Genomic DNA, 16,784 nt, shown 5'->3' on the forward strand with positions numbered 1-16,784 from the left:
CGTGCGTGTGCCGGTGCGTTGCCCGCCGCACTGGGGACGGTCAACCAGGCGCCCGGCAGGTCACTCTTACGAAGACGCGTGGGTGACCTGCCACGGGGCAGCCGTCGGTGAGGTCACTTGTCGACGGCGAGGGCGGCGAGCTGCTGCGCGAACGGCACCACTTCCATGTCGTCCGCCGCGGCCCGCTCCCCCGGGATGGCGCCGGCAGGGGGCGCCGGGCGGTCCGGGCGCGCGCCCAGGAGGGCAGCCAGTTCGCCGGCGGCGCGGTCGACGCGGGCGGCCAGCGCGCCGTCGCCGCCCGAGGCCCAGTCCTCGGAGGCGGCGTACACCGCGGTGGGCACGACCACGGCCCGCAGGTAGGCGAACAGCGGCCGCATCGCGTGCTCCAGCACCAGGGAGTGCCGGGCGGTGCCGCCGGTCGCCGCGATCAGGACGGGCAGACCGGCGAGGGCGTCCTTGTCGACGACGTCGAAGAAGGACTTGAACAGGCCGCTGTAGGAACCGGTGAACACCGGGGTGACGGCGATCAGGCCGTCGGCCGAGGTGACCGCCTCTATGGCGTCGCGCAGCCGGGGCGACGGGAAGCCGGTGACCATGTTCTGCGCGATGTCGTTGGCGAGTTCGCGCAGTTCGATCACCCGGACGTCCACGTCGGTGTGGCGCGTGGTGGCGTCCGCGAGGCGGTCGGCGAGCAGCCGGGTGGACGACGGCTTGCCGAGGCCCGCGGCGACCACCACCAGTTGCTTCGTCATGCGCGCACCTCCTTGTTGTCGGCCGCGGCGCCCGCGGTGTCCTGGCCCCCCTGGTCGCGGCGGGCGACCAGGGCCTCGTGGGTGGGCCCGTCCGGCACCTGCGCCGGGCGCCCCTTCGCGAACTCCTCACGCAGCACGGGGACGACCTCCGCGCCGAGGATGTCGAGCTGTTCGAGCACCGTCTTCAGCGGCAGGCCCGCGTGGTCCATGAGGAACAGCTGCCGTTGGTAGTCGCCGAAGGACTCGCGGAAGGCCAGCGTCTTCTCGATGACCTCCTGCGGCGAGCCGACGGTCAGCGGGGTCTGCTCGGTGAAGTCCTCCAGCGACGGGCCGTGGCCGTAGACGGGCGCGTTGTCGAAATACGGGCGGAACTCGCGCACCGCGTCCTGGGAGTTCTTCCGCATGAAGACCTGGCCGCCCAGGCCGACGATCGCCTGCTCGGGTGTGCCGTGGCCGTAGTGCGCGAAGCGGTCGCGGTACAGGCCGATCAGCCGCTTGAAGTGGTCCTTGGGCCAGAAGATGTTGTTCGCGAAGAAGCCGTCGCCGTAGTAGGCGGCCTGCTCGGCGATCTCCGGGCTGCGGATGGAGCCGTGCCAGACGAACGGGGGCACGCCGTCCAGCGGCCGGGGAGTGGAGGTGAAGGACTGCAGCGGGGTGCGGAAGCGGCCCGCCCAGTCCACGGACTCCTCGCGCCACAGCTTGTGCAGCAGCGCGTAGTTCTCGACGGCCAGCGGGATGCCCTCGCGGATGTCCTTGCCGAACCAGGGGTAGACCGGGCCGGTGTTGCCGCGCCCCATCATCACGTCGACGCGGCCGCCGGCCAGGTGCTGGAGCATCGCGAAGTCCTCGGCGATCTTCACCGGGTCGTTGGTGGTGATGAGGGTCGTGGACGTGGACAGGATCAGGTGCTCGGTGCGCGCGGCGACGTAGCCGAGCATGGTGGTCGGGGACGACGGCACGAACGGCGGGTTGTGGTGCTCGCCGGTCGCGAAGACGTCGAGCCCGACCTCCTCGGCCTTCAGCGCGATCGCGACCATCGCCTTGATCCGGTCGTGCTCGCTCGGCGTGCGACCTGTGGTCGGGTCGGTCGTGACGTCGCCGACCGTGAAGATTCCGAACTGCATCGCTCTCCCACCGTCCCATCTGGTTGATTGTTCAACCACACGAACATTCCACCACACCGCGCTATTCCCGCGGACCGCACCCCCGGCCCCACCCCGACGACCGTCCGCCCCGCGCCGCCCGCCGACGCGGTTTTCCACAGCTCCCGCACTTGTCCACAGGCCCGCTGTTCCGTGCTTGCGCGGGCGGCCGCGATCGGCGAGACTCGAAACCGAACGAATGGTCGGTTGGGAGGTAGCGATGACCGCAGTACCCGCGCGCGCTGCGGACCAGGACGACGGCCGGGGCCCGCAGGAGGGGGACGCCGAGGGGCAGCGTCTCCAGGCCGGCTTCGACGCGACGATCGACAGGGACCAGCGGATCGAGCCGCGGGACTGGATGCCGGACGGGTACCGCCGCACGCTCGTCCGGCAGATCGCGCAGCACGCGCACTCGGAGATCATCGGCATGCAGCCCGAGGGCGCGTGGATCACGCGGGCCCCGTCGCTGCGGCGCAAGGCGATCCTGTTCGCGAAGGTGCAGGACGAGGCCGGCCACGGGCTGTATCTGTACTCCGCGGCCGAGACCCTCGGCGCCGACCGGGCCGACCTGACCGAGCGGCTGGTCGCCGGCCGCCAGAAGTACTCGTCGATCTTCAACTACCCGACCCCCACGTTCGCGGACGTCGGCGTGATCGGCTGGTTCGTGGACGGCGCCGCGATCTGCAACCAGGTGCCGCTGTGCCGCAGCTCGTACGGCCCCTACGCGCGGGCGATGGTGCGGATCTGCAAGGAGGAGTCGTTCCACCAGCGCCAGGGCTACGAGCTGCTGCTGACGATGATGCGCGGCACCCCGGCGCAGCGCGCCATGGTGCAGGACGCGGTGGACCGCTGGTGGTGGCCGTCGCTGATGATGTTCGGCCCGCCCGACGGCGACTCGCCGAACTCGGCCGCCTCCATGGCGTGGAAAATCAAGCGGCACAGCAACGACGAGTTGCGGCAGCGGTTCGTCGACATGACCGTCCCGCAGGCGGAGAAGCTCGGTGTCACCCTGCCCGACCCGCAGTTGCGGTGGAACGAGGAGCGCGGGCGGCACGACTTCGGCACACCCGACTGGTCGGAGTTGCAGCGCGTGATAGCCGGCGACGGACCGTGCAACGCCGAGCGGGTGGAGCGGCGCACGACCGCCCACGAGGAAGGCGCCTGGGTGCGCGAGGCGGCCGCGGCCCATGCCGCGAAGCAGGCCGCCCGGGCGGCGGGCTCCGCGGCGGCGGACGCGGGGACACGGGAAGGGGCGGCGGCATGAGCGGCACCAAGGACGACAACCGGCCCGCCGGAAGCGGCACGGGCGCCGGCGCAACGGACACTGCCGGCACCAAAGCCTCGGCGAGTACGGGGACCGGCGGCCCGGCACCCGCCGCCAAGGGCGGCTGGCCGCTGTACGAGGTATTCGTGCGGGGCAAGCGCGGGCTGAACCACGTGCATGTCGGCTCGCTGCACGCCGCGGACGACACGATGGCGCTCACCCACGCCCGCGACCTTTACACCCGGCGCAACGAGGGGGTGTCGATCTGGGTGGTCCGCTCCTCGCACATCGCCGCGTCGACGCCCGACGAGAAGGACCCGTTCTTCGCGCCGAGCGCCGACAAGGTCTACCGGCACCCGACGTTCTACGACATCCCCGACGACGTTCCCCACATCTGACCGCGCGCCCGCGCAGTGAAGGAGGCAGACGCCATGGAGCACACCGAGACGGCCGACGACGACCACGTCTACCTCTCGCTGACCGAGGAACATGGCGGCGCGGACGCCCGCTGGGCGTTCGGCACCGGGTTCACCGACCCGCTGCACGGCGTGGACACCGCACTGCCGGACGGCGTGGACGCGGCCACGCTCGCCGCCACGTGCCTCGCGCTGGGCGACGACGCGCTGGTCGCGGCCCAGCGTCTGGCCGAGTGGTGCACCCGGGCGCCGGAGCTGGAGGAGGAGGTCGCGCTGGCGAACATCGGCCTGGACCTGCTCGGACAGGCGCGGATGCTGTACGCCCGCTGCGGGCAGGTCGACGGCACCGGCCGCGGCGAGGACGCGTACGCGTACCTCCGCGGGCCGGCCGACTTCCGCAACGTGGCGCTCGCCGAGCTGCCCAACGGGGACTTCGCGTTCTCCGTCACCCGGCTGCTGGTCCTGTCGGCCTGGCGGCTGGCGCTGCTCGGGCGCCTGACCGGCGACGCCGATCCGGTGCTCGCCGCCATAGCCGCCAAGGCCGTACCCGAGCTGACCTACCACCGGCAGTACGCCGCGGACTGGGTGGTGCGGCTCGGCGACGGCACCGAGGAGTCGCACCGCAGGGTGCGGGCCGCGCTGGCGGACCTCGCGCCCTACCTCGAGGAGGTCCTCGCCGCGAGCGCCCCGGCCGGCGACACCGTACGCGAGGAGACGGCGGAGGTGCTGCGCCAGGTGCTGGCTGCCGCCGGTCTGGAGCTGCCCGAGCGGCCCGCGGCGCCCTACCGGGGGCGGCGCGGCGAGCACACCGTCCATCTGGCCCCGCTGCTGGAGGAGTTGCAGAGCGTGGCCCGCGCCCACCCGGGGGCGGCGTGGTGAGCGCCTCCACCCGGCTCGACGAGCAGCGGGCGCGCCGGATCGCGGCCGAGGTCCCCGACCCCGAGCTGCCGATGCTCACGTTGGCCGACCTCGGCGTACTGCGGGAGGTGCGCACCACCGAGGACGGCACGGTGGTCGCCAGCCTCACCCCGACGTACTCCGGCTGCCCGGCGCTGGCCGAGATGCGGGCCGATGTGGCGGCGCGGCTGCGGGCGGCCGGGTTCGCGCGCGTCGAGATCCGTACGGTGCTCGACCCGCCGTGGAGCACCGACCGGATCAGCCCCGAGGGCCGGCGCAAGCTGCGCGAGCACGGCATCGCGCCGCCGGGTCCCGCGCCGCGGCGGCCGGCCGGCCCGGTACCGCTGGTGCTCGGCGCCACCCGGCAGGCCGTCCCCTGCCCGCGCTGCGGCAGCAATGACACGCGGCAGACGTCGGCGTTCTCGGCCACGGCGTGCCGGTCGCTGTGGCGCTGCGACGGCTGCCTGGAACCCTTCGAACACGTCAAGGAGTTGTGATGGCTCCCACCACCGAGGCCGCCACGGAGACTTCGGCCACCACGGACGCTGCGGCCGCCACCGCCGCGGCGGCGGGCGGCACCGCGCGCGCCAGGCGGCGCCCCGCGTTCCACACCCTGCGCGTCGCCGAGGTGCGGCCGCTGTGCGAGGACGCCGCGGCCGTCGGCTTCGAGGTGCCCGCCGAGCTGGCGGAGGAGTTCGCCCACCGGCCGGGCCAGTCGCTGACGCTGCGGCGGACGGTCGACGGGCGCGACGAGCGGCGCTCGTACTCGATCTGCTCGCCCGCGGGCGAGCCGCCGCGCATCGGGGTGCGGGTCGTGCCGGACGGCCTGTTCTCCTCCTGGCTGGTGCACGAGGTACGCCCCGGGGACATGGTCGAGGTGATGGCGCCGACCGGGGCGTTCACCCCCGACCTCGGCACCCCGGGCCACCATGTGCTCGTCGCCGCCGGTTCCGGCATCACGCCGATGCTGTCCATCGCCGAGTCCGTGCTCGCCGCCGACACCGTCTCGCAGGTCACCCTCTTCTACGGCAACAGGCGTACGGGCACGGTGATGTTCGCCGACGAGCTGGCGGACCTGAAGGACCTCCACCCGGCGCGCTTCCAGCTCGGGCACGTGCTGTCACGGGAGCCGCGCGAGGCGGACCTGCTCTCCGGACGGCTGGACGAGCAGCGGCTCGCCGCACTGATAGCGGGCCTGGTCGACGTCCCCAGCGTCGACCACTGGTGGCTGTGCGGCCCGCACGGCATGGTCACCGATGCCCGGCAGCTGCTCGCCGGCCTGCACATACCCGACGAGCGCATCCACCAGGAGCTGTTCTTCGCCGACGACGAGCCGATCACGCCGCTGCGCCACGCGGACGCCACCGCGAAGGGCCCGGTCAGCGAGGTCACCCTGGTCCTCGACGGCCGCACCACGACCACCGCCCTGCCCACCGGCACGACGATCCTGGACGGCGCCCAACGCACCCGCCCCGACCTCCCGTTCGCCTGCAAGGGCGGCGTCTGCGGCACCTGCCGCGCGAAGATCACCGAGGGCCGGGCCGACATGCGCCGCAACTTCGCCCTGGAGCCGGCCGAGGTCGACGCCGGATACGTCCTGACCTGCCAGTCCTTCCCCGCCTCCGACCGCCTCACCGTCGACTACGACGCATAGCGCGCGCCGCCGCCCGGCGAGCCGGGGCGGCGCGTTCGCCCGCCCGAACAGGGCTGGCCCGTTCGCAGGCGCGGGGCGGACTGGGTGTTGCCGCTCACTCATCCGGGTCTGCCGGATGGCGGGCCGTCGCGCTCCCGGCGATCTTGGGGAGCGTGCTGTCAGCGGCGGTCGAGGGCGGGGTGGAGTGCGGTGGGTGACGCGATCGGGCAGCAGCCCGCGTGCGCGCGGGGTGCCGGGCCGTGCGCTCCGCAGGTGTGGAAAGTCGGGAGCGGACAATGACGCCCCAGCACCAGGAGCCCGAGGGGGAACCCGCCTCGCGCTCCACTGCCTGGTGGACGCGCGGCAAGGAGCCCGACTACCGGGCCTCCCTCGCCAACGAGCGCACACTGCTGGCCTGGTCCCGTACGCCGCTGGCCTTCCTGGCCGCCGCGTTCGCCGTCGTCCATCTCACCGACGTCACCCCGCGCGCCCTGCGGCTGGCCATGGCCGGCTACCTCGTGGCCCTGGCGGGCGGTGTGACCATCGCCGGTTACGCCCAGTGGCGCTCCCGGCAGGCCCGGATGCGTGAGGGCCGCCCGCTGGGCCGCATCGTGGGCCCCGCCGTCCTCATGTCGGCGCTGCTGGTCCTCTCCGGCTTCGTCATCGCGGTCATCATCACCGCGTCATGACCACCGCGGACCGCCTGCGACGGCTGCTCGGCACGAGCGACGACACCACGCACGCCGACGCCGACGGCTTCCGAATGCCGTGCGCGCGGCAGGACTTGCGTTCCGGTGGGCTCGCAACCGCGCACGGGCGCGGCACGGGCACCGGCCGCGCCGTATCCCGGCCCGCCGTCCGACCCGCCACCCCAACCTGCGGCGCCCGCCGGACCCCCGATCCGCTACCCTAGCGATCGAGCACTGCCCCAGTAGCTCAGGGGATAGAGCACGGCTCTCCTAAAGCCGGTGTCGCAGGTTCGAATCCTGCCTGGGGCACATCGCCGCCGACGACGGGCCGCCCATGAGGCGGCCGCCCGGGCGGCCGTCCAGAGGTCAGGGGCCGCCGGGGGGTATGCGCAGGCCGTCCAGGGTGAGGTCGAGCAGGCGCTCGGCCTGTTCGCGGTGTTCGGCGCCCGCCGAGGTGAGGGCGATGCCCTCCAGGGCCGTGCTGAGGTCGGTGGGGCGGATGTCCGTACGGATCACCCCGGCCTGTACGCACGCGTCCATCAGCTGGGCCACCGCGGCCTGGACCAGTTCGCGGCTGTGGCCGTAGGGCATGGCGCCCGTCGCGACCATGGCCCGCAGCGCGTCGATCATGCCGTACTTGGCGGTGACGTAGTCCAGGAAGAGGCGCGTCCAGACGCGCAGCGCCTGCTCGGGCGGGTGGCGGGCCAGGAGCTCGGGGACGGCGTCGCACAGGCGGGCCACTTCGTTGCGGTAGACCGCCTCGATCAGCGCCTCCCGGGTGGGGAAGTTGCGGTAGAGGGTGCCGCTGCCGACGCCCGCCTCCTTGGCGATGCGCTCGAGGTGCGCGTCCAGCCCCTCGGTGGTGAAGACGCGTACCGCGGCGTCGAGGATCTTCTCCCGGTTCCGCCGCGCGTCGGCCCGCAGCGGCCGTGCTCCTTCGCTGGTCATCCCGTCTGCCGTCCCCTTCTTCCACTGCCTCGACTTGCCAAGTGGAGGCGTCCCCGCTTAGCTTACACAACCGGAGGCGCCCCCGTTTACGGCTCGGCGGCGCCACGACGTCGGACCGCTCGCGGCCCGGCCCGCGAGAGGACACCGATCATGTCGGGTATTGAGCGTATTGAGGGCATCAAGGGTATCGAGGGCATCGAAGGCAAGGTCATCGCGATCACCGGCGCCAGCAGCGGCATCGGCGAGGCGACGGCGGTCCACCTGGCCGCCAGGGGCGCCAAGCTGGTGCTCGGCGCCCGGCGTGCGGACCGGCTCAAGGCCGTCGTGGACAGCATCACGGCGAGCGGCGGCAGCGCCGTCGGGGTCGTCGTCGACGTCACCCGCCGCGAGGACCTGCGCCGCCTGACGGACACCGCCGTCGACCGCCACGGCCGCCTCGACGTCCTGGTCTCCAACGCCGGCACCATGGCCGTGTCCCCTTTCGACGACCTGCGCCAGGACGACTGGGACGCCATGGTCGCCACCCACATCACCGGCCTGCTCAACGGCATCGGCGCCGCCCTGCCGGTCTTCCGCCGGCAGCGCTCCGGCCACTTCGTCAACGTCGGCTCCACCGCCGCCTACGTCGTCAAGAGCCCCCAGGCGGTGTACGCGGCCACCAAGACGGCGGTGAAGGTACTCACCGAGGGCCTGCGCCAGGAGTCGGGCCCGGACCTGCGCGTCACTCTCGTCTCGCCCGGCTTCACCCACACCGAGGGCGTGGGCAAGGGGGCGTCCCCCGAAGCGGCGGCCGATCTGGTGCGGCAGCGCGACGAGATCGCGATGCCGCCGTCCGCGGTCGCCTCGGCGATCGGCTACGCCATCGGGCAGCCCGAGGGCGTCGACGTCAGCGAGGTCGTCGTACGGCCCACCGTGCAGGGCTGAAACGCCGCGGCGGCGCCCTCGGCCCGGACACCCACCACCCACCGCCCATCGCCCGGCGCGTCCACCACCCACCGCCCGGCGCGCCCGCGCCCCTCCCCCGCCGCGGGCGCCGGCCCCCCTATAGCCGGCGCCGGGCCATGACCACCAGCCCCGGACCGACCTGCTCGTCCGCGGGCAGGCGCAGTTCGGCGACCGGGTGCAGCCCGGCCTCCTCGATCAGCCGCACGTAGTCCGCCGGCCGCCACTTGTGGGTCGTCCAGCGGACGGGGACGCCGCCGTACGCCTCGGTGCGCGCCGCGTCCTCGTCGCCGACGTGCGTCGCGGTGATGAGGTACCCGCCGGGCTTCAGCGCCCGGGCGAAGTGGGCGAACACCTGGGGGAGGATTGCCCGCGGGAGGTTGAACAGCGACCACCAGCCGAGCAGGCCGCCGAACGACGCCTCCGCCAGGTCGAGTTCGGTGGCCGAGGCGACCTCGAAACGGCAGCGCGGGTACAGCCGGCGGGCGTTGGAAACCATCCGCGGGGACAGGTCCACCCCGGAGACGTCGAGGCCGCGCTCGGCGAGGTAGCCGGTGACGGTGCCGGGCCCGCAGCCGACGTCGAGGACGGGGCCGAGATCGCCCACGGAGTCGGCGAAGGCGTCGATCGCCGCCTTGAGCCACGGGTGGCGGCGGATGTCGCCGAGCCCGGTGGTGCGCACCATGCGCGCGTAGTTGTCGGCGACCTTGTCGTACGAGTCGCGGACCGCGTCCAGGTCGGCCGGCCGGTCGATCCGGCGCCCGTCGCGAGCCGGCCCGCCCATCGCACCGGACCCGTCGCGCTGCTCGCCGATCCCGCCCGTACGGTGCTCATCCGTACGGCGTCCGTCCGTACAACGCCCGTCCGTACAACGCCCGTCCTTACGCTGCTCGTCCGTACGCCGCTCGTCCCCGCGGCGTTCACTGTGCTGTGGGCTCATCAGCCCACGATAGGACGGCGCCCCGACGCCATCAGTGTCCGCAGCATCCGCCGCCAAGCGACCGCAGGCCGGGGTTCGCGTCGTACATCGCCGCGGCCAAGGCCATCAACTCGGGGCCGACGTGGTCGCGTTCGGAGGCGAGCCAGCGGCCGCCCCGTCGGTGAAGGACAGTTCCGGGTCGCCCTTGAAGAAGTCGCGCAGCCGGCCGGCTACAACGGCACCCTGACCGTCGTCGCCCAGGACGCGACCGACCCGGCGGTGGCAGCACCGGGCCGCGAACACCGGCTGAGCGGCCGTACGGCCGCCGCCCGTACGTCCCGCGCGCCGTAAGGGCGGCCCGGCGAACCGCACCCGCCCGCCCTGCAAGCTCTTTCGGCAAGCCGCAGAAATCTTTTGTCAGGGACATTGACGTGACGGGTGTGACGGCAGCAAGCTCCTGCGCGGAGCCCGGCTGCCCCGGGCTCCCCTCTCGCCGGCGGCCTGGCGCGTGGCCGCCTTCACAGGGCACCGGTGTGCCCACCGACTGAAGGAGCCGCCCATGAGATCCCGGGTCCTCAACGGCGTCCTCGCCGCGGTCGTCTGCGCGGCGGGGCTGGTCGCCGCCGCGCAGACCCCGGCGAGCGCGACACCGCCGGGCACGAAGGACGTCACCGCGACGCTCTTCCAGTGGAACTGGAACAGCGTCGCCGGCGCCTGCACCAACCAGCTCGGCCCGGCCGGCTACGGCTATGTGGAGGTCTCCCCCGCCACCGAGAACATCCAGGGCAGCCAGTGGTGGACCTCCTACCAGCCGGTCAGCTACAAGTTGCAGAACCGGCTCGGCACCGAGGCGGAGTTCCAGAAGATGGTCAGCACCTGCCACGCGGCGGGCGTGAAGGTCATCGCGGACGCGGTGGTCAACCACATGTCCGCCGGCTCCGGCACGGGCACCGCCGGCACCTCGTACACCAAGTACAACTACCCCGGCTACTACGAGGACCAGGACTTCCACACCTGCCGGCAGGACATCAGCAACTACCAGGACCGCTCGAACGTGCAGAACTGCGAGCTGGTCGGGCTCGCGGACCTCGACACCGGTAGCGACTACGTCCGCTCCACCATCGCCGCCTACCTCAACCACCTGCTGTCGCTGGGCGTCGACGGCTTCCGGATCGACGCGGCCAAGCACATCGCCGCGAGCGACCTGGCCGCGATCAAGGCCAAGTTGAGCAACCCGAACGCCTACTGGGCGCAGGAGGTCATCTACGGCGCCGGGGAGGCGGTCCAGCCCACCGAGTACGAAGGCACCGGCGATGTCGACGAGTTCCAGGGCGCGTACGACCTGAAGCGGATCTTCACCTCGGAGAAGCTCTCCTACCTCAGCCAGTGGGGCCCGTCGTGGGGCGCGGGCTACCTGCCCAGCGCCGACGCCCGTACCTTCGTGGACAACTGGGACACCGAGCGCAACGGCTCGACCCTCAGCTACAAGGACAACGCCACCTACACGCTGGCCAACGTCTTCCTGCTGGCCTGGCCGTACGGCTCACCGAACGTGTACTCCGGCTACGAGTTCTCCGACACCGACGCTGGCCCGCCGAACAACGGGCAGGTCAGCGCCTGTTACAGCGACGGCTGGAAGTGCCAGCACGCCTGGCCGCAGATCGCGCACATGGTGGGCTTCCGCAACGCGGTGGCCGGCACCGCGGTGACGAACTGGTGGGACGACGGCGGCAACGCCATCGCGTTCGGGCGCGGCAGCAAGGGCTTCGTGGCGATCAACCACGAGAGCGGCTCGCTCACGTCGACCTTCACCACGTCGCTGCCGGCGGGCACGTACTGCGACGCCCAGCACAGCGGCACCTCCTACTCCGTCGGCTCCGACGGGAAGTTCACCGCGACGATCGGCGCCGGCGACGCGGTGGCGCTGTACGTGGGCGGGCCCTGCTGACCCGTCCGCCCCCGCGGTCGAGCCGACCGCAACCGAGCTCACGTGCCCGGTCGTACCCCGGTTTCCGGGGTGCGGCCGGGCACGTTCGCGTGGGTGCCGCGAACTTCCCCGCAGGGAGCATCGATGGAAAGTTTTAGAAAGTCAAGGCGAGCGGTTGCAGGTCATCGTTGCTGTCCGAAGCCTTGACAAGCCTGGACGGAGGGTCGTTACTTCTCTCCAAGCGATGAGAAGAGAAAGTTATGGAAAGTCGTACTGAAGGAGTCCTCGTGGCCGGTGGTGCGTCGCAGACCCGCGAACGGGCGGGCACAGCGCGGGAGGCGCGAGCCGCGGCTTCGGGCCGCACCGGGCGCAAGGCGCGGCACGGGCCGCGCCGCCTCGGGGACGGGCCGGTCGCGCTGCTGTTCCTGGCGCCGGTGCTGATCGGCTTCGCGGTGTTCTACGTGTACCCGGCCATCCGCGGTGCGTACTTCTCCACGACCGACTACAACCTGCTCTCCAGCCCGCACGGGGTGGGCACGGCCAACTACTCGCGGCTGCTGCACGACCCGCTGTTCTGGAACTCGCTGAAGGTCAGCGCCTACTACGTGGTCCTCAACGTCGGCGGGCAGACGGTGCTGGCGGTGGTGCTGGCCGGGCTGATGTTCCGGCTGACCCGCTCGGTGGCGATCCGGGTGATGCTGCTGCTGCCCTGGCTGGTGCCGAACGTCACCGTCGGGCTGCTCTTCCTGTGGCTGTTCGACGCCGACCTCGGCCTGGTCAACCACGTCCTGGGCTCGGTGGGCATCGGCACCCACGGCTGGTTCACCTCGACCACCTGGGCGATGCCGACCATCGCGCTGACCAACACCTGGGCGTACACCGGCTACACCGCGCTGTTGCTGTACGCGGGCATGCTGCAGATCCCCGACCCGATCTACGAGGCCGCGCTGCTGGACGGCGCCGGGGAACTGCGGATGTTCTTCCGGCTCACCCTGCCGCTGATCCGGCCGGTGCTCGCGCTGGTGCTGGTGGTGTCGGTGATCGGCTCGTTCCAGATCTTCGACACGGTCGCGATCACCCCCAGTCCCGGCGGTCCGGTCAACTCCACCCGGGTCATCTACTACTACATCTACGAACTGGCCTTCAAACACTTCGAAATGGGCTACGCCAGCGCGGTCGCGATGACGCTGGTCCTCATCCTCGGCGTGCTGACCATGGTGCAGATGCGGCTGCTGCGCGCATCGCGCTCGGACCTGGCCTAGGAGGACCGACGATGCCCCAACGCTCCACCGTCCCGCGCCTGCACCCCGGCCGGGTGCTCGCCTGGACCGTCCTGGTCGTGGCGCTGCTGCTGACGGTCTTCCCGTTCTACTGGATGCTGCGCACCGCGCTGACCCCCGCGCACCAACTGCTCTCCGACAACACCGGGTTGTGGCCGCACCACGCCACGCTGATCAACTTCCGCCGGGTGATCGGCCTGACCAGCCTGGCGCAGAACCAGGCCGCCGGCGGGTCGGGCGCGCAGCTGAACTTCCTGCTCTACCTGCGCAACTCGCTGATCTACTGCGCGCTGATCGCCACCGTCCAGACGTTCTGCTGCGCGATGGCCGGCTACGCGCTCGCCCGGCTCCGCTTCCGGGGCCGCGAGTTCCTCTTCACGCTCTTCGTGCTGTCGCTGATGGTCCCCCCGATCTTCACGCTGCTGCCGAACTTCGCGCTGATGAAGAACCTCGGCTGGCTCGGCTCGTTCGCCGGCATGGTCGCGCCGACGCTGCTGATGACGCCGTTCTCGGTGTTCTTCCTGCGGCAGTTCTTCCTGTCGATCCCGCGCGAGATCGAGGAGGCGGCCACCATCGACGGCGCGGGCCGGTGGCTGCAGTTCTGGCGGGTGATCGTGCCGATGAGCCGCGGGCCGCTGTTCACCATCGGCCTGATCACGGCCGTCTGGGCCTGGAAGGACTACCTCTGGCCGCTGCTGGTCGGGCCCGACCCGAGCACCCGGGTGCTGACCGCGGGGCTGGGGATCTTCCTCCAGCAGTCGCCGAACACCGCACCGGACTGGACCGGGCTGATGGCCGCGTCCGTGCTGACCGTGGTGCCCGTGGCACTGCTTCTCATCTTCTTCGGCAAGCGGCTGGTGGAGTCCATGGGCTTCACCGGTATCAAGTAAGGAAGGAACGAATCTCCATGAGACGCAACGTCCGTGTCGCGGTCGCCCTCTTCGCCGCCGCCCTCCCCGTCGGTCTGACGGCCTGCTCCAGTGACTCCTCCGGGGGCGGCAACGGCCCGGTGACCCTCAACTACGCGCTGTGGGACAGCTCCCAGCTGCCCGCCTACCAGGCGTGCGCGACGGCCTTCACCAAGGCCAACCCGGACATCAAGATCAAGATCACCCAGACCGCGTGGGGCCAGTACTGGACCAACCTCACCACCGAGATGACCGCGGGCAACGCGCCGGACGTCTTCACCGACCACGTCGCCTACTACCCGAACCTGGTGAAGAACAACCAGATCCTGGACATCTCGCAGCAGGTCGCCGCCGACCACGTCGACCTGTCGCAGTACCAGAGCGGCCTGGCCGACGCCTGGGTCAAGGACGGCAAGCGGTACGGCCTGCCCAAGGACTGGGACACCGAGGCGATCGCGTACAACACCACGCTGGCCGCCAAGGCCGGCTACACCGCGGCGGACCTGGCCAAGCTGACCTGGAACCCCGACGACGGCGGCACCTTCGAGAAGTTCATCGCCAAGATGACCGTCGACACCAGCGGCCGCAACGGCCTGGACCCGAAGTTCGACAAGAAGCACGTCAAGACCTACGGCATCGAGCTGACCTACGACGACGGCTCCACCGGGCAGAGCAGCTGGGGCAACCTCGCCGCCGAGGCGGGCTTCACCTTCCTGGACAAGAACCCGTTCGGCACCAAGTACCACTACGACGACCCGGCGCTGGCCAAGACCATCGACTGGATGGCGAGCCTGGCGAAGAAGGGCTACGCCCCGGCGTACGACAAGAACTCCAGCCTCGGCCCGGACGCGGTCCTCAACGCCGGCAAGGCCGCGACGACGATGACCGGTTCGTGGAACATCAACACCTACCTGGGCTCCACCGCCACGCAGAAGTTCGCGTTCGCGCCGCTGCCGGTGGGCCCGACGGGCCGCAAGACCTTCATCAACGGGCTGTCCGACGCGATCTACGCCGGCACCAAGCACCCCGACCAGGCGTGGCAGTGGGTGAAGTTCCTCGGTTCGACCGGCTGCCAGGACATCATCGCCGCCAAGGGCGTGGTCTTCCCGGCGATCAAGACCGACAGCGCCAAGGCGCTGGCCACGCACCAGAAGGCCGGGCAGGACGTGAAGGTCTTCACCGACGAGGCCGCCGCCTCGGGCGGCACCTTCACCTACCCCATCACCGACCACGCCGACCAGGTCACGCAGGAGGTCCAGACCGACCTGGAGCGGGTCTGGCTCGGCCAGTCGGACGCCACCGCCGCGCTGAAGAAGGCGCAGAAGGCCGTCGACGGGTACTTCTCCCAGCCCTGACCGCACCTTGATCTCCGCTGCCACGACGCACCCGTGACCGGGCCGGGGCCGCCGTCCCGACCACGGCGCCCCGGCCCTCCCCCGAAGTGAAGGGACCCCATGCCCCACCTCCTGGACCTCGGTCCACTGCACATCCCCGCGCAGCTCAGCGGCCCGCCGCAGCCCGTGCCGGGCGGCCTGCTGCTGCCCGCGGGCCGGGTGGCCCTGCTGCACGGCCTGCCCGACGCCCAGGTCTACCGCCACGGCTGGAACTCCTGGAGCCCCTCGGGCTGGCGCGCGATGGACGAACCGCCGCTGCGCATCGCCAACCCGATCCGCCGCCTCACCGCCGACGACACCGTCTGGGACGAGGAGGGCCGCCACCACTCCGCCGCGGTGACCGCGCTCACCGCTGGCGACGGCAACGTCCTGCTGCTCGGCTCGCTCGGCCTGGACGTGCCGCGGCTGAGCGTGGACCGCGACACCGTCACCGGCTGGTACGAGGGCGACGGCGCCCCCTGGTTCTGCGGCTACGGCCCCGAGTTGGAGGTCTTCGCCCGCTACGCCGAACTGCTCGGCGAGCACCTGGGCCGCACCGGCCGCCGGGCCGGCAACGTCTGGTCGAGCTGGTACGCGTACTACGAGGACATCGACGAGCGCACCCTGCACGCGAACCTCGCGGGGCTGGCCGGGCTGCCGTTCGACGTGTTCCAGGTCGACGACGGCTGGGAGCGGATCGTCGGCGACTGGGAGCCGAACGCCAAGTTCCCCTCGGGGATGGCCGACCTGACCGCGCGGATCAACGACGCCGGGCTCACCGCCGGGCTGTGGATAGCGCCCTTCATCGCCCGGCCCGAGTCGCGCGTGGTCAGGGAGCGGCCGCACCTGTTCCTGTCCGACGCCAACGGCACCCCGGTGCCGGCCGGCTACAACTGGGGCGGCCCGTACCACGCGCTGGACGTCACCCTGCCCGAGGCGCGCGAGCACCTGCGGCAGATCATCGAGACCGTGGTGGGCTGGGGGTTCCGCTACCTCAAGCTGGACTTCGTCAACGCCGCCGCCATCACCGCGCGCCGCCACGACCCCTCGGTGGGCCGCGAGAGCGCCTACCGCGACGCGATGCGGCTGATCCGCGAGACCGCGGGCGACGACGTCTACCTGCTCGGCTCGGGCGCGCCGGTGCTGCCCTCGCTGGGGGTGTGCGACGGCATCCGGGTGGGGCCCGACGTCGCCCCGTTCTGGACCAACTACGCCACCGAGGACCCCTCCGACGCGACCGCGGAGAACGCCCTGGTCGCCTCGGTGAACCGGCTGTGGCTCAAGGGACTGGTCGAACTCGACCCGGACGCGGCCTACTTCCGCGACAAGCAGAGCCTGCTGACCGCGGCCCAGCGCCGGATGCTGGTGGACCTCGCGCACGTCTGCGACTTCCGGGCCACCTCCGACCCGCCGGCGTGGCTGGGCGACACCGAGCGTGCGGCGCTCGCCGACTTCCTCGGGTCGCGGCCCGCGGTCCGGCAGTTGGACCGCTACCGGTTCGCGATCGGGTCGCAGGAGGTGGACTTCACGGCGGCCGCGCTGCGCCAGGGGGACTGACGGCCGTGAGATGGCGGCCGTGAGCTGACGGCCGCCGCCTTACGGCTGTGAGGTTATGACTGCGAGCTGGCGGCTGTGAACTCACGGCCGTCAGGTAACAGGGGGCGATTCTTCCGGGGTCGGGCCGGATGGCACCA

At 71.7% G+C, this 16,784-nt stretch carries 16 protein-coding genes and 1 tRNA gene; 13 read left to right on the forward strand and 4 right to left on the reverse strand.

Going from position 1 to position 16,784, the window contains the following annotated elements; all coding sequences use genetic code 11:
* Positions 1–113 precede the first annotated feature (113 nt).
* Entirely contained in the window at positions 114–752 is a 639-nt protein-coding gene (locus tag AC3EVP_RS18895) for an FMN reductase (RefSeq protein WP_435131263.1), read from the reverse strand.
* Positions 749–1,876: an LLM class flavin-dependent oxidoreductase gene (locus tag AC3EVP_RS18900; protein WP_435131265.1), complete on the reverse strand. Its 1,128-nt coding sequence runs from the start codon at positions 1,874–1,876 to the stop codon at positions 749–751. Before AC3EVP_RS18900 ends, AC3EVP_RS18895 begins: the two co-directional genes overlap by 4 nt.
* A 238-nt stretch (positions 1,877–2,114) precedes the next feature.
* Between AC3EVP_RS18900 and paaA the strand changes: the two genes are divergently transcribed.
* The 7 genes from paaA (at position 2,115) to AC3EVP_RS18935 (ending at position 7,102) form a co-directional block, all read left to right on the forward strand.
* Entirely contained in the window at positions 2,115–3,158 is a 1,044-nt protein-coding gene (gene paaA / locus AC3EVP_RS18905) for a 1,2-phenylacetyl-CoA epoxidase subunit PaaA (RefSeq protein WP_335970945.1), read from the forward strand.
* A complete protein-coding gene (gene paaB / locus AC3EVP_RS18910) occupies positions 3,155–3,556 on the forward strand; it encodes a 1,2-phenylacetyl-CoA epoxidase subunit PaaB (protein ID WP_435131267.1) in 402 nt (133 codons plus the stop codon). Before paaA ends, paaB begins: the two co-directional genes overlap by 4 nt.
* 33 nt (positions 3,557–3,589) lie before the next feature.
* Positions 3,590–4,453 carry a 1,2-phenylacetyl-CoA epoxidase subunit PaaC gene (paaC, locus tag AC3EVP_RS18915; RefSeq protein ID WP_435131268.1) on the forward strand — a complete coding sequence of 288 codons (864 nt, stop codon included), beginning with the start codon at positions 3,590–3,592 and terminating at the stop codon, positions 4,451–4,453.
* Positions 4,450–4,968, forward strand: coding sequence for a 1,2-phenylacetyl-CoA epoxidase subunit PaaD (paaD, locus tag AC3EVP_RS18920; protein WP_335970942.1), 519 nt, complete (start codon positions 4,450–4,452; stop codon positions 4,966–4,968). The genes paaC and paaD overlap by 4 nt, the downstream gene beginning before the upstream one ends.
* Entirely contained in the window at positions 4,968–6,125 is a 1,158-nt protein-coding gene (gene paaE / locus AC3EVP_RS18925; RefSeq protein ID WP_435131270.1) for a 1,2-phenylacetyl-CoA epoxidase subunit PaaE, read from the forward strand. Before paaD ends, paaE begins: the two co-directional genes overlap by 1 nt.
* Positions 6,126–6,400: 275 nt before the next feature.
* On the forward strand, positions 6,401–6,793 hold the full coding sequence (locus tag AC3EVP_RS18930) for a YidH family protein (RefSeq protein WP_435131271.1): 393 nt from the start codon (positions 6,401–6,403) through the stop codon (positions 6,791–6,793).
* 236 nt (positions 6,794–7,029) lie between these two features.
* A tRNA-Arg gene (locus AC3EVP_RS18935) sits at positions 7,030–7,102 on the forward strand.
* A gap of 57 nt (positions 7,103–7,159) precedes the next feature.
* Here AC3EVP_RS18935 and AC3EVP_RS18940 read toward each other — a convergent pair.
* The gene (locus AC3EVP_RS18940) at positions 7,160–7,741 is read right to left on the reverse strand and encodes a TetR/AcrR family transcriptional regulator (RefSeq protein WP_435131273.1); all 582 of its coding nucleotides are present in this window, start codon (positions 7,739–7,741) and stop codon (positions 7,160–7,162) included.
* Between the two features lie 186 nt (positions 7,742–7,927).
* Between AC3EVP_RS18940 and AC3EVP_RS18945 the strand changes: the two genes are divergently transcribed.
* Positions 7,928–8,665: an SDR family oxidoreductase gene (locus AC3EVP_RS18945; protein WP_435131347.1), complete on the forward strand. Its 738-nt coding sequence runs from the start codon at positions 7,928–7,930 to the stop codon at positions 8,663–8,665.
* Positions 8,666–8,783: 118 nt separating this feature from the next.
* Here AC3EVP_RS18945 and AC3EVP_RS18950 read toward each other — a convergent pair whose 3' ends face one another.
* Entirely contained in the window at positions 8,784–9,623 is an 840-nt protein-coding gene (locus tag AC3EVP_RS18950; RefSeq protein WP_435131275.1) for a class I SAM-dependent methyltransferase, read from the reverse strand.
* 538 nt (positions 9,624–10,161) lie between these two features.
* Here AC3EVP_RS18950 and AC3EVP_RS18955 point away from each other — a divergent pair.
* From AC3EVP_RS18955 to AC3EVP_RS18975, 5 genes are all read left to right on the forward strand, one after another.
* The gene (locus AC3EVP_RS18955; RefSeq protein ID WP_435131277.1) at positions 10,162–11,550 is read left to right on the forward strand and encodes an alpha-amylase; all 1,389 of its coding nucleotides are present in this window, start codon (positions 10,162–10,164) and stop codon (positions 11,548–11,550) included.
* A gap of 266 nt (positions 11,551–11,816) precedes the next feature.
* Positions 11,817–12,791, forward strand: a complete 975-nt coding sequence (locus AC3EVP_RS18960; protein ID WP_335970913.1) for a carbohydrate ABC transporter permease — start codon at positions 11,817–11,819, stop codon at positions 12,789–12,791.
* A gap of 11 nt (positions 12,792–12,802) precedes the next feature.
* A complete protein-coding gene (locus AC3EVP_RS18965) occupies positions 12,803–13,699 on the forward strand; it encodes a carbohydrate ABC transporter permease (RefSeq protein WP_335970910.1) in 897 nt (298 codons plus the stop codon).
* A gap of 17 nt (positions 13,700–13,716) precedes the next feature.
* Positions 13,717–15,072, forward strand: a complete 1,356-nt coding sequence (locus tag AC3EVP_RS18970) for an ABC transporter substrate-binding protein (RefSeq protein WP_335970908.1) — start codon at positions 13,717–13,719, stop codon at positions 15,070–15,072.
* A 99-nt stretch (positions 15,073–15,171) separates the two neighbouring features.
* A complete protein-coding gene (locus AC3EVP_RS18975; protein WP_335970905.1) occupies positions 15,172–16,647 on the forward strand; it encodes a glycoside hydrolase family 36 protein in 1,476 nt (491 codons plus the stop codon).
* The last annotated feature ends 137 nt before the right edge of the window (positions 16,648–16,784 follow it).

The organism is Actinacidiphila sp. bgisy144 (assembly GCF_057708105.1).